We start from the raw sequence: 12,497 nt of genomic DNA on the forward strand, positions 1-12,497 counted from the left end.
CAGGCAGCTTATTTGTAAAAACCAATAGGAGAACACAATGGAACAAAAACGCTGTATCTCTTCCCTGACGCTGGCAGAGCTGACCGCTGAACTGAAAGCGATGGGCCAGCCGGGCTTCCGGGCAAAGCAGATCTTCCACTGGGTGCACCAGAAGCTGGTCACCGAGTTTTCTGCTATGACCGACCAGCCCAAGACCCTGCTGGCAAAGCTGGAAGAAAGCTTCTATATCGCAGCACCCCAGATTGAGCGCCGACAGGAAGCAAAGGACGGCACCGTAAAATATCTGCTGCGCATGGCAGACGGCAACTGCATCGAGACCGTTGTCATGCGCTACCACTACGGCAATACCGTGTGTGTGTCCACTCAGGTGGGCTGCCGCATGGGCTGCCGCTTCTGTGCCTCTACGCAGGCAGGCCGGGTGCGCAATCTGGAAGCCGGCGAGATCTGCTCCGAAATTTACACCGCACAGAAGGATATTGGCGAGCGCATTTCCCACATTGTGCTCATGGGCATCGGGGAACCGCTGGACAACTTTGACGAAGTGATGAAATTTCTGGAAAATATCACCTCGCCCGAGGGCGTCAACATCGGGATGCGCAACATCAGTCTTTCCACCTGCGGCCTTGTGCCAAAGATTGATCTGCTGGCCGAGAAAAAGCTGCAGCTCACCCTTTCGGTGTCGCTGCACGCGCCCAACAACGAGATCCGCAGCGGCATGATGCCGGTGAACGACGCCTACCCCGTGGAAGTGCTGATGCAGGCCGTGCGCCGCTATCAGGATACCACCGGACGCCGGGTGAGCTTTGAGTATTCCATGGTGCGTGGCGTCAACGATTCGGATGCCTGTGCAAAGCAGCTGGCAAACCTCATCCGGGGCATGGGGGCTCATGTGAACCTGATCCCCATCAACCCTGTGGACGGCAGCCCGTATTCGGCTACCGATGCCGCCAATGTGCGCCGCTTCCAGCAAAAGCTGGAAAGCCTTGGCGTCAATGCTACGGTGCGCCGACGTCTTGGCAGCGAGATCAGCGCCGCCTGCGGCCAGCTGCGCCGGGACGAAATGAACGGGAAAGCGTAAAATAGAGGGAGTATCCTATGAAACTTGCAGGAAAAACGGATGTCGGCCGGGTCCGGCAGGATAATCAGGACGATTATCGCGCAGGAGAGCTGCCCGGCGATGCCGCATGGCTGCTGGTGTGTGACGGCATGGGCGGTGCACGCGGCGGCAGGGAAGCCAGTCAGAGCGCATGTGATGTCATTGAGCGCTGCTTTCAGGAGCAGTATGCTTCCAAGTGCCTGCCCGGCGAGGAAGAGACCTTCCTGAAAAAAACACTGCTCAGCGCCAACCGCTTTGTGTTCCAGAAGGCCCTGCGGGAGGAAGAACTGGCAGGCATGGGCACTACGGCGGTGTGCGCACTGGTGCGCTCCGGCAGGGTGTATCTGTGCCATGCAGGCGACTCGCGGGCGTACCTGTACCGGGATGGGCAGCTTGCCCAGCTCACCCACGACCACTCCTACGTGCAGGAGCTGGTGGACTGCGGCACCATTACCGTGGAGGAGGCCGAGCATCACCCCCAGAAGAACATCATTACCCGTGCTCTGGGTGTGGACTACCGGCTGGAACCGGAGTTTGCCACCGCACAGCTGCACAGCGGAGATATTCTGCTGCTGTGCTCGGACGGCCTGACCAATGCGGTGCCCAAAGAACAGCTGGAACAGCTGCTGCGCACGGGAAAATTCTATGATCTGCCGGATCTGCTGATCCGCACTGCCAACGAAAACGGCGGCCCGGATAACATCACCGCGCTGCTTCTGTGTGTGGAGGAGGTGCGCTGATGGACAACCTGATCGGCAAAAAGCTGGATGGTCTGTATGAGGTGAAGGAGCTGATCGGCTCCGGCGGCATGGCGAACGTCTACAAGGCGGTCATGCTTGGCCAGAACGGCCCTGTTCCCGCCGGGACAGTGGTGGCGGTCAAGGTGCTGCGGCAGGAATATATGCATGACCCGGATCTTGTGCGCCGTTTTAAAAATGAATCCAAGGCCATCTCGCTGCTGAATCACCCGAACATCGTCAAGGTATATGATGTTTCGGTGAACGATGATCTGCAGTATATCGTGATGGAATATGTGGACGGCATGACCCTGCGCGAGTACCTCAACCAGCGCGGCGGCAAGCTGACCAACCGGGAGACTGTGCATTTCATCTCTCAGATCTTAAAGGCGCTGGAACACGCCCATGCCAACGGTGTGGTGCACCGGGACATCAAACCCCAGAACATCATGCTTCTGGACAATGGTCAGCTGCGCATGATGGATTTTGGTATCGCACGCATCTCCCGGGCCGAGAATCAGCTGCTCAGCGGCAAGACCATGGGCAGCGTGCATTATATCAGCCCGGAGCAGGCCAAGGGCGATGAGACTGACTGCACCAGCGATATCTACTCGGTGGGCGTGATGATGTACGAGATGCTCAGTGGTCATCTGCCCTTTGACGCAGACGACATGGTGGAGGTCGCCATCAAGCAGATCTCGGATAAGCCGAAGTCTCTGCACGAGATCGCGCCGGAGGTACCGAACGCACTGGTGGAGATCACCGAAAAAGCCATGGCAAAGCTGCCGCAGAACCGCTATGCTTCTGCCCGCGAGATGCTGGATGCACTGGACGCCTACGTGCAGAATCCCTCCGTGATGTTCGAGTACAAATATATTACAGAAGATGCACCCGAAAAGGTGGTGAAACGTACCATGAGCCAGAACCGTACAAATCGACCTGCCGAAAAACCTGCGCCCCGCAGCAAAAAGACGGCATCCCGCAAAAAGAAACGCCGTACCATTTATCTTCCGGCGCTGCTGGGCATCACCATTGCATTTGCCCTTGCCTGCCTTGCACTGTGCTGGATGATCCTGAACGATTCCTCCAACCTGATGAACAACAAAGCAGATATCACGCTGGGCGATTATATCGGCATGACGCAGGACGAGGCTGCCGCCACCGAGCAGGTGGTCTCCGGCCAGATCAGTGTTACCTGGGAGCAGGAGTACAACAGCGACTATGCGGCGGGCTATATCTATAAGCAGTCGCCGGTCTCTGGCCGCACGGTGCGTGAGGGCCAGAATGTGACCCTTACCGTCAGTCTGGGCACCCAGTATGTCACGGTGCCCGATCTGACCAACTATGTGCAGGCAGATGCAGAGCAGCAGCTTAAAGATCTGGGAGTCTCGGTGCTGGTGACGCAGGCTGTGGATACCACAGTGGCATCCGGTGCGGTCATCCGCACCGACCCGGCAGCAGGCAGTCAGGTGGCAGCGGGCAGCACGGTAGTGGTCTATATCAGCCGCCCGCAGGTGGCCACCACCACTAAGGTGCCCTCGCTCATTGGCATGAGCGCCGGGGATGCCCGCACCCTGCTGGTGCAGAATCATCTGGGTCTGGGCAGCCAGTCTGAGCAGTACAGCGACCAGCCGGTGGGCACCGTCATCAGTCAGGACCCGGCGGCAGGCGCTACCGCAAAGCTGAATGGCCGGGTGAACATCGTGGTCAGTGCCGGGCCGGAGCCTGCACCGGAACCGGAAGCACCCAGCGACAGCACGACAGGCGGCGACTGGTGGAGCGGCCTGTTCGGCGGTGGTTCGTCCTCCTCTTCCTCCAGCACAACAGCGAGTGGTGAGCAGGGCACAGCGGGCAGCGGGGAGCCTTCCCAGACTCCGCTGACCGACTGGTGGTCCTCGCTGCTGAGCTGACGGAGGCGCACATGAAAGGATATATCACAAAGGGCATCGGCGGCTTTTACTACGTAAAAACGCCGGAAGGCATTGTGGAGTGCAAGCCCCGCGGCATCTTCCGCAAACAGAAGATCACGCCGGTTGCAGGCGACGAAGTGACGCTGGAAACCGAGAACGGTGTTTCGGTCATTGCGGAGATCGCACCGCGAAAGAACGTTTTTGTGCGCCCCCCGATGGCAAACCTCGATCTGCTGTTTCTGGTGGCAAGCACCACCCAGCCCACCCCCAGCACGCTGGTGCTGGATAAGCTTTCTGCCATTGCGGTGGACAAGGGCGTGCAGCCGGTGATCGTGTGCACCAAGGGCGATCTGGCAGAGGCAGAGTTCCTGCGCTCTGCCTACGAAAGATCCACCCTGCCGTTCATCCGCATCGACTATGAGACCGGTGCAGGACTGGACGAGGTGAAGCAGTGGATCAATGGCCGGCTGTGCGCCTTCTGCGGCAACTCCGGCGTGGGAAAGTCCACCCTGCTGAACCATCTGCTGCCGGAAGCCGAGCGGGAGACCAGCGCCATCAGCCAGAAGCTGGGCCGCGGCCGCCACACCACCCGTGAGGTGACCATCTTTGAAGCCTTTGGCGGGCGCATTGCGGATACGCCGGGTTTTGCCAGTCTGGAAGCGAACCGCGCCGGGTTCATCCCCAAGGAAAATCTGGAGCATGCGTTCCCGGAGTTCGGGCCTTATCTGGGACAGTGTCAGTTCACCGGCTGCTCCCACCGCAGCGAAAAAGGCTGCGCCGTGCGCGCGGCACTGGCAGAGGGCAGTCTCTCTCAGACCCGGTACGACAGCTACTGCGCCATGTACGAGGAAGTCAAGGACGTAAAGGATTGGCAGCGCCCGAAAGTATAAAGGATAAGGAAGAGATTCATGTCACGCTGTGTGATCATTTCGGCCTGCCCGGTCACGCCGGAGCTGGCAAAGGCCCTGCGGCCGGACGATTTTATCATTGCCTGCGATGCAGGCTATCGCAACTGTGTCCCGCTGGGCTGTAAGCCCGATATCATCCTGGGCGATTTTGACACCGCCCCCTGCCCGGAAAAGCAGGATGACGACATCATCGTTCTGCCCCACGTCAAGGATGATACCGACACTGAGTATGCCGCAAAGCTGGCCTCAGAAAAAGGTTTTGATGAGGTGCTGCTGCTGGGCGGCCTTGGTGGCAGACGGGTAGAGCATACGCTTGCAAACCTGTGCACAGGCCTTGGGCTGGAGCGGCGCGGCGTGCGCACCACGCTGCTGGACGAGCGCAGCCGCATCACCTACGTGATGCCCGGCGAGACCCGCCGCTACCCGAAGGAGAATTATTTCTTTTTCTCGGCCTTTCCGATGGAGGGCAGGGCAGAGGGCGTGTGCGAACACGGCTCTTATTATGAGTTGGATAACGCAGAGCTGACCGCCGCGTATCCGCTGGGTGTCAGCAACGAGTACGCCGAAGGTTCGGACTGCATCACCATCAGCACCCGTAGCGGTGCGCTGGTGGCGGTGGAGACCATCCCGGACTGATGCCTGCTGCTTCTGCCGGAACATTTTGTCTGCCGCCCGCATAGGATGGAGCAGAAAACGGAAAGGCAGGGGAGAGCATATGCAGGTAATTGTGATCCAGAGCCCCAAGGCCTTGCGCGGGATCCTGCGCAGGCTGTTCGGCATCAAAAAGGAAAACTGAAAGATCCCCTCTCTGTTCTGGACGTACCGTCAGAGAGGGGATTTTGTTGTTTATATCATGTATTGCCCCCCGCAAAATCAGGCAGTATTGGGCAGTATCTGGCAGTATTTGACCAGTGCCAAACGAAAAACCCGCGAAGTTACGAATTTTCAACGCAACTTCGCGGGTATTCTTTGGTGCGAGGGAGGGGACTCGAACCCCCAAGGATAAACCACACGCACCTCAAACGTGCGCGTCTGCCAGTTCCGCCACCCTCGCATATTCTGTTCGTGCCGTCCATCCAACTTCTGAGGTTTGAAGCTGTGCTTGCGGACTGCTTGAATATATTACCACGTTCCTGTCGGATAGTCAAGCTCTTTTTTCCCTTTTTGAAAAAAATCCGGCGTAAGCATAGATACAGCGGTTGTATGAGGGGGAGATCGCCGGAAAACTCATGCCCAGAAAAAACGCACAAGTTGAAATGCATCGGAACATGTGATATTATAAGTATAACTATGGAAAAGCAACGGTGCGGTTGAAGCATCGGGGGAGATAAAAATGAACGATGATGTAGTGGTGTCCGTTCTTTGTACCGCATATAACCATGAAAAATACATCCACAGTGCGCTGGATGGATTCGTGAATCAAAAGACAAACTTTCGGTACGAAGTTCTTATAAACGACGATGCGTCCACAGATCACACGGCTGCGATCATCGCAGAATATGAGGCAAAATATCCGGACATCATTAAACCGGTCTACCAGACTGAAAATCAGTATTCTAAGGGAGTGCATATTTTTCAAACCATTCTTTTCCCGATTGCAAAGGGAAAGTATATTGCTGTTTGTGAAGGCGACGATTATTGGTGCGACAAAAACAAACTGCAAAAACAGGTGGATTTTCTGGAATCGCATGAGGGGTATGCGGCCTGTGTGCATAATACCCGGCTGATGGACTGTCGCACGGGCGGTTCGTGGCCGATGTATAAAAGAAGCAAAGACCAGGATCTTACTTTTAAAGAAGTTGTGAATTACAGTGCGGCATGCTTCCACACCTCTTCCATCATGTGCGCAAGAGAACTGTTCATCGTTCCAGATGCGCTTACCGCAGAAGGCTTCGGCGATTATCCTCTGGCGGTTTATCTGCGTTTGAACGGGAAGATCCACTATTTAAAGGATATCATGTCTGTCTACCGGATGTTTACCGTCGGCTCGTGGACTGCCCGGAACCAGAACAATGCATCTAAGCAGCAGCGCATTTGCAGCCAGAAAGCGAGAACGGACTTTACAGAAAAGCTCCGCCGGTACTGCCGTGAACAGGGGGGTGCGCCCGAATACCAGAAGGCGGTAAATGATGTGGCGAACCGTGACCAGCTGCAGCTGGCAGTTCTCCAGAAAGGTGGCAGGTGCCTTTTGCACGGTCCGCAGCTGGGCATTTTTATGGGACTGTCGCTGGAAAAGAAAATACACGTACTGGATACAGTATGGACGGAGTTTAAGACAGAGCAAAATGAAAAAAGATAAGAACATTATTCTTGACAACTTTATCTGGCGCTTTGCAGAGCGCTGCGGTGCCCAGCTTGTGACAGCCGTTGTAACGCTGCTGCTGGCCCGTATTCTGATGCCGGAAGATTACGGCAGGACGGCGCTGGTGGCGGTGTTCATCAACATTTTGCAGGTGTTCATCGACAGCGGCCTCGGCACAGCGCTCATCCAGAAAAAAGATGCAGACGATCTGGATTTTTCGTCGGTATTCTATTTCAATTTTGCGGTGTGTCTGGTGCTGTATGCCGGAATGTTCATTGCGGCACCTTATATTGCGGCATTCTATAAAGATCCTTCGCTGACGCCCGTGGTTCGCGTTGCCAGCCTGACGCTGGTGTTTTCCGGTGTCAAAGGCATCCAGCAGGCCTATGTGTCCCGCAATATGCTGTTCAAACGCTTTTTCTTTGCAACGCTGGGCGGTACGCTGTTCTCCGCATTTCTGGGGCTTGGCATGGCTTATGCCGGGTTTGGCGTCTGGGCGTTGGTGGCACAGCAGCTTTCCAACACGGCCATTGATACGCTGATCCTTTGGCTCACGGTGCATTGGAGACCGAAAGCGGTCTTTTCTTGGCAGCGGCTGAAAGGGCTGCTATCCTATGGCTGGAGACTGCTGGCTTCCTCCCTGCTGGATACCGTATACAATAATCTGCGCAGCCTTGTGATCGGCCGCGTTTACACATCGGCTGATCTTGCCTTTTATAATGAGGGTATGCTTGCACCGGATACGATCGCGGTCAACGTGGATTCTTCCATTGACAGTGTTCTGCTCCCGGCAATGTCAGCTGCGCAGGATGAGCCTGCGCGGGTGAAAAACATGACCCGCCGTGCCATCAAGACCTGCGTTTACGTCATTGCGCCGCTGATGATGGCGATGTTCTTCTGCGCGGAACCGCTCATCCGGCTGGTGCTGACCGAGAAATGGCTGCCCTGTGTACCGTATCTGCGGATTTTCTGCATCACCTACATGTTCTATCCGATCCATACGGCAAACCTGAATGCGATCAAGGCAATGGGCCGCAGCGGAGTGTATCTGAAGTTGGAGATCATCAAGAAGATCATGGGTCTGACCCTGCTCCTGCTGACCTACCGCATCAGCGTGATGGCAATGGCCTACAGCCTGATCCTGAGCAGCCTGCTGAGCCAGCTCATCAATACATGGCCGAACAGAAAACTGCTGGATTACCGTTATCTGGAACAGCTGAAAGACATCCTGCCCAGCATTTTGCTGGCTATTTTCATGGGCTGCTGCATGTGGCTGGTCAATCTTGCACATCTGCCGGACATCGTAACGCTGGTCATTCAGATCCTGATCGGTGCAGCGATGTATCTGGGCGGTTCTGCACTGCTGAAGCTGGATACGTTTGAGTATCTCTGGAATGTGGTGAAGCCTAAGATTCAGAGAAAACCGTGGGCTGATAACGAAGAGTAATCAAGACAAATATAAGAGGAGCCTAGAATGAAATCTTCAAGTGCAGTCGAAGTAATCACGCCGTCTTTGACAAGAGAATTATTCAATTTGGCACAAGGATATGATGACGTGATTGATTTGACGCTGGGTGATCCGGATATCCAACCGGATGACAACATTAAAAGAGCGGCCTGTGATGCAATCCTAAAAGGAAAAACGCGCTATTCTGCGAATGCAGGTTTATTGGAATTTCGACAGGCAATAGCTCAGCAGTTCGGCAGAGAATATGGTCTGCAAGTTGCGCCGGAAAAAAATGTGATTGTAACGGTGGGTGGCATGGAAGCGCTGTATCTGTCTCTGCGCTGCATTCTCGACAAAGGTGATGAAGTGATTATCCCGGGGCCGTATTATGTGAATTACATCCAGATGGTTCGTTCTTGTGGTGGTGTTCCGATTATTGTGAATACAACAGAGGATTCTGGATTTACAATTACTTCAGAACAGATTGAAAAGGCGATTACCCCCAGAACAACGGCATTGATTTTAAACTCACCCTGCAATCCATCGGGGCGTGTGATCGGATGTGAAGTTTTAGCACAGATTGCGGAACTGGCCAACCGACATGATTTTGCTGTCGTTTCCGATGAGGTATACCGGACATTGGTTTTTAATGGACGTCCATATAAAAGTATTGCATCATTTCCGGGAATGATGGAGCGCACTATTGTAGTAGACAGCCTTTCCAAGAGATTTGCAATGACAGGGTATCGTGTCGGTTATGCGATCGGTCCGGAGCGCATAATTGCAGATATGACGAAGTTGCAGGAAAATGTAGCGGCCTGTGCAGCACTGCCGTCCCAGTACGCAGGAATAGCGGCCTATCGTTGCTGCGCAAACGATCATCGAATAACAGAGATTTTTAAGCGCAGATGCCGCAGCATGTGCTGCAAAATCAATCAGATTGATAAACTTTTCTGTCCTGAACCAGAGGCTACCTTTTATTTATTTATAAACATCAGCAGAACAGGAATGGATTCTGTGGCATTTGCCCATGAACTGTTAGAAAAACAGCATGTGGCAGTTGTGCCGGGCGCAGCATATGGGAGCCATTATGATGACCATATCCGCATTGCCTGTACGCTGGAGGAAGAAAAGCTACTGGAAGCATGTGGGCGAATAAAAAGATTTGTAGACAGCATCGTTTGAAGGGAGCTTGTACGATGGCACAGAAAAAAATCCTTCTCTTGGGCGGCTCAATGCAGCAGATTCCCAGCATCAAAAAGGCAAAAGAACTCGGATTATATACAATCACTTGTGATTATTTGCCGGAAAATCCGGGTCATAAAATCGCGGATGAATACTATAACGTTAGCACGACAGATAAAGAAGCTGTACTTCAACTGGCGCAGAAACTGCAAATTGATGGTATTGTTGCTTATGCCTCAGATCCAGCAGCGCCTACAGCAGCCTATGTGGCAGAAAAGATGGGACTGCCTGGCAATCCATATGAATCCGTAAAAATCCTGACGGAAAAAGATCTTTTCCGTGATTTTCTTCACAAACACGGATTGAATTGTCCGTATGCCCATGGCTATGCGACCTATGAAGAAGCGTATAGGGATATGGAAAATTTTCACTTTCCAGTTATGGTAAAACCTGTAGATTCCTCCGGTAGCAAGGGCGTTGTCAAAATCTATGATAAAAGTGAACTGAAAGCTGCTGTGAAAGAAGCAATTTCTTATTCGCGTAGTGGCCGGTTCATTGTGGAAGAGTTTATTCAGAAAAAAGGCTATCAGGTATCTGGCGATGGCTTTTCAGTGGACGGAAAGCTGGTTTTTACAAGTTATGGCAATGAGCTTTACAGTGGCAGAGGAACCCGTGAATATGTTGCACTAGGTGAATTTTGGCCCAGCTTATTAACACCGGATATGAAAGCAAAGGTAGACGATGAGCTTCAGCGCCTGATTACCGAATTAGGCATGAAGACTGGTGCCTATAATATTGAAGCCATTATTGATGAAAATGATACGGTTTACATTCTAGAACTTGGTCCTCGCAACGGCGGCAGCTATATCCCGCAACTGATCCAGTATGCAACAGGTGTAGACCTTGTGGATTATACCATCCGTGCTGCCATTGGCGAAGATTGTTCTGCGTTGCAGATGACTCCAACTGTTGGATGCTGGAGCAACTACATGCTGCTTAGTACAGTGAGCGGTACGTTTAAAGAAATCTGGTTTGACGAGACCTTCCGTGCAAAGAACTTGCTGGAGGTATACTGTACCAAGCAGCCGGGTGAAGAAGTTCATGCATACCAGAATACCACGCATTCATTGGGTACGATTCTGTTCAAAGCAGATAATGTAGAAGAAATGATGGAGATTACAGGTAATATCCAGAAATATTACCGTGTAATCGTGGAGAATAGCTAATAGAAAGCTGGAAAATGGTATGATAGATTATAAAAAACTTCAGACGGGTTCTGATGTTTTGACACTGCTCCAATCATTTTCAGTAGAGTTTTGCACACTGTCACAGCGTGTGGAACTTACAGCGTATGCCGAAAAACTAGCCCAAAACGCAAATGTTGTTGCAATGCTGGACGATGGCGTCTGTGTTGGCATGGCGGCAATCTATACCAATGATATGAATACAAAAACAGCGTATATTTCGTTGATTGGTATTCGGAATAAATATCAGGGGACAGGGCTGGGAAGTCAACTGCTGGATTATTGTGCGTCGGAGGCGCAGAAGGCCGGTATGGAGAAGATTCGGCTGGAAGTAGATGATGACAATGCAAACGCACAGAAATTTTATCGGAAGCACGGTTTTGTGCTAGAACGAACTTCTGAGAGAAACAGTAGCTTTTTGGTGTGGAATTTTGGGAAGTGAGAAAAATGAATGATATCCTTGTTACCCGTTCCTCCATGCCCAGCATGGAAGAATACATCGAAGAGATCCGCTCCATCTGGGACAGCCACTGGCTGACCAACATGGGCGAAAAGCACAAGGCCCTGCAGGCTGAACTGCAAAAATACATGGGCGTGCCTGCTGTGGAGCTGCTCACCAACGGCCACATGGCGCTGGAGCTTTCTCTGCAGGCCATGAATCTGCAGGGCGAGGTCATCACCACGCCGTTCACTTTTGCGTCCACCACCCACGCCATCGTGCGCAATGGACTGGAACCGGTGTTCTGTGATATCGACCCCGAGACCTACACCATGGATGTGACCCAGATCGAGCGGCTCATCACCGACCGAACCTGTGCCATCCTGCCGGTACATGTGTACGGCAATATCTGCAACATCGAAGAGATCGAGCGCATCGCCCACAAGTATGGTCTGAAGGTGCTGTACGATGCCGCCCATACCTTTGGCGAGACCTATAAAGGGCAGGGCATCGGTAATTTTGGCGATGCCTCCTGCTTCAGCTTCCATGCCACCAAGGTGTTCAACACCATTGAGGGCGGTGCGGTCTGCTATCGGGACCCGGATATGGGCCGCAGGCTGTACGAGCTGAAAAACTTTGGCATTCACGGCCCGGAAGAGGTGGATGCCGTGGGCGCCAACGCCAAGATGAACGAGTTCTGTGCCGCTATGGGTCTGTGCAATCTGCGTCATGTGGATGAGGAGATCGCCAAGCGCAGGGCCGTAGTGGAGCGCTACCGTGAGCATCTGGAAGGCGTGGACGGTCTGCGCCTGAATGTGCAGCAGCCAGAGGTCAGGTCCAACTACGCCTATTTCCCGGTGGTGTTCGACGAAAATCTCTTTGGTGCCAGCCGCAATGAGGTAATGGATGCACTGGCCCAAAACGGAATAGGCGCGCGCAAGTATTTTTATCCGCTCACCAACACCTTCGAGTGCTTCCACGGTAAATACGATGTGGACGCAACGCCGGTGGCTCTGCATGTGGCAAAACGGGTGCTGACCCTGCCGCTGTATGCCGACCTTTCCATGGAGGATGTGGACCGCATCTGCAAGATCGTCTTAGAGCAGAAACTGTAATATCAATATAGGAAAAACTGTCCGCCGGGTGTCTGTGCCCGGCGGATTTTTTGTGGGGCAGGGGAGAAACACCACGCAGAAGGGGAGCTGTTTGTCCCGCCGCGAGAGCGCAAA

The 12,497-nt window shown here is 53.4% G+C and carries 11 protein-coding genes and 1 tRNA gene; 11 read left to right on the top strand and 1 reads right to left on the bottom strand.

Annotated elements, in window-relative coordinates:
- The first annotated feature begins 37 nt into the window (after positions 1-37).
- From rlmN to ACKXF9_RS09845, 5 genes are read left to right on the top strand one after another with little or no spacing between them, the layout of a single operon-like run.
- Positions 38-1,078: a 23S rRNA (adenine(2503)-C(2))-methyltransferase RlmN gene (gene rlmN / locus ACKXF9_RS09825; protein WP_339395713.1), complete on the top strand. Its 1,041-nt coding sequence runs from the start codon at positions 38-40 to the stop codon at positions 1,076-1,078.
- A 17-nt stretch (positions 1,079-1,095) separates the two neighbouring features.
- The gene (locus ACKXF9_RS09830; RefSeq protein ID WP_418266058.1) at positions 1,096-1,836 is read left to right on the top strand and encodes a Stp1/IreP family PP2C-type Ser/Thr phosphatase; all 741 of its coding nucleotides are present in this window, start codon (positions 1,096-1,098) and stop codon (positions 1,834-1,836) included.
- Positions 1,836-3,743: a Stk1 family PASTA domain-containing Ser/Thr kinase gene (pknB, locus tag ACKXF9_RS09835; RefSeq protein WP_418266059.1), complete on the top strand. Its 1,908-nt coding sequence runs from the start codon at positions 1,836-1,838 to the stop codon at positions 3,741-3,743. Before ACKXF9_RS09830 ends, pknB begins: the two co-directional genes overlap by 1 nt.
- 11 nt (positions 3,744-3,754) lie before the next feature.
- Entirely contained in the window at positions 3,755-4,633 is an 879-nt protein-coding gene (rsgA, locus tag ACKXF9_RS09840; protein WP_418266060.1) for a ribosome small subunit-dependent GTPase A, read from the top strand.
- Positions 4,634-4,651: 18 nt separating this feature from the next.
- Entirely contained in the window at positions 4,652-5,287 is a 636-nt protein-coding gene (locus ACKXF9_RS09845) for a thiamine diphosphokinase (protein ID WP_249236687.1), read from the top strand.
- 334 nt (positions 5,288-5,621) lie between these two features.
- Here ACKXF9_RS09845 and ACKXF9_RS09850 read toward each other — a convergent pair.
- Positions 5,622-5,705 (bottom strand) — tRNA-Leu (locus tag ACKXF9_RS09850).
- A 279-nt stretch (positions 5,706-5,984) separates the two neighbouring features.
- Between ACKXF9_RS09850 and ACKXF9_RS09855 the strand changes: the two genes are divergently transcribed.
- Genes ACKXF9_RS09855 through ACKXF9_RS09880 form a run of 6 tightly spaced genes read left to right on the top strand, consistent with a single transcriptional unit; the run spans position 5,985 to position 12,383 of the window.
- Entirely contained in the window at positions 5,985-6,950 is a 966-nt protein-coding gene (locus ACKXF9_RS09855) for a glycosyltransferase family 2 protein (protein ID WP_418266061.1), read from the top strand.
- The gene (locus tag ACKXF9_RS09860; protein WP_418266062.1) at positions 6,937-8,400 is read left to right on the top strand and encodes a lipopolysaccharide biosynthesis protein; all 1,464 of its coding nucleotides are present in this window, start codon (positions 6,937-6,939) and stop codon (positions 8,398-8,400) included. Before ACKXF9_RS09855 ends, ACKXF9_RS09860 begins: the two co-directional genes overlap by 14 nt.
- Positions 8,401-8,427: 27 nt before the next feature.
- Complete coding sequence (locus tag ACKXF9_RS09865) at positions 8,428-9,585, top strand: pyridoxal phosphate-dependent aminotransferase (protein ID WP_418266063.1); 1,158 nt, start codon at positions 8,428-8,430, stop codon at positions 9,583-9,585.
- A gap of 14 nt (positions 9,586-9,599) precedes the next feature.
- Positions 9,600-10,811, top strand: coding sequence for an ATP-grasp domain-containing protein (locus tag ACKXF9_RS09870; protein WP_418266064.1), 1,212 nt, complete (start codon positions 9,600-9,602; stop codon positions 10,809-10,811).
- 19 nt (positions 10,812-10,830) lie between these two features.
- Positions 10,831-11,271 (top strand): GNAT family N-acetyltransferase, encoded by a 441-nt coding sequence (locus tag ACKXF9_RS09875; RefSeq protein ID WP_294788056.1) that lies wholly within the window; start codon positions 10,831-10,833, stop codon positions 11,269-11,271.
- A gap of 5 nt (positions 11,272-11,276) precedes the next feature.
- The gene (locus tag ACKXF9_RS09880) at positions 11,277-12,383 is read left to right on the top strand and encodes a DegT/DnrJ/EryC1/StrS family aminotransferase (RefSeq protein ID WP_418266065.1); all 1,107 of its coding nucleotides are present in this window, start codon (positions 11,277-11,279) and stop codon (positions 12,381-12,383) included.
- Positions 12,384-12,497 lie beyond the last annotated feature (114 nt).

The sequence above is a fragment of the Faecalibacterium sp. 9 genome (assembly GCF_048320955.1).
Taxonomy (GTDB): Bacteria; Bacillota; Clostridia; order Oscillospirales; family Ruminococcaceae; genus Faecalibacterium; species Faecalibacterium wellingii.

Bases quoted from the DNA above. Each gene is read 5' to 3' on its own strand.
- ACKXF9_RS09855 (WP_418266061.1), top strand. From the start codon at position 5,985: ATGAACGATGATGTAGTGGTGTCCGTTCTTTGTACCGCATATAACCAT.
- ACKXF9_RS09860 (WP_418266062.1), top strand. From the start codon at position 6,937: ATGAAAAAAGATAAGAACATTATTCTTGACAACTTTATCTGGCGCTTT.
- pknB (WP_418266059.1), top strand. From the start codon at position 1,836: ATGGACAACCTGATCGGCAAAAAGCTGGATGGTCTGTATGAGGTGAAG.
- rsgA (WP_418266060.1), top strand. From the start codon at position 3,755: ATGAAAGGATATATCACAAAGGGCATCGGCGGCTTTTACTACGTAAAA.
- ACKXF9_RS09870 (WP_418266064.1), top strand. From the start codon at position 9,600: ATGGCACAGAAAAAAATCCTTCTCTTGGGCGGCTCAATGCAGCAGATT.
- ACKXF9_RS09875 (WP_294788056.1), top strand. From the start codon at position 10,831: ATGATAGATTATAAAAAACTTCAGACGGGTTCTGATGTTTTGACACTG.
- ACKXF9_RS09845 (WP_249236687.1), top strand. From the start codon at position 4,652: ATGTCACGCTGTGTGATCATTTCGGCCTGCCCGGTCACGCCGGAGCTG.
- ACKXF9_RS09865 (WP_418266063.1), top strand. From the start codon at position 8,428: ATGAAATCTTCAAGTGCAGTCGAAGTAATCACGCCGTCTTTGACAAGA.
- ACKXF9_RS09830 (WP_418266058.1), top strand. From the start codon at position 1,096: ATGAAACTTGCAGGAAAAACGGATGTCGGCCGGGTCCGGCAGGATAAT.
- rlmN (WP_339395713.1), top strand. From the start codon at position 38: ATGGAACAAAAACGCTGTATCTCTTCCCTGACGCTGGCAGAGCTGACC.
- ACKXF9_RS09880 (WP_418266065.1), top strand. From the start codon at position 11,277: ATGAATGATATCCTTGTTACCCGTTCCTCCATGCCCAGCATGGAAGAA.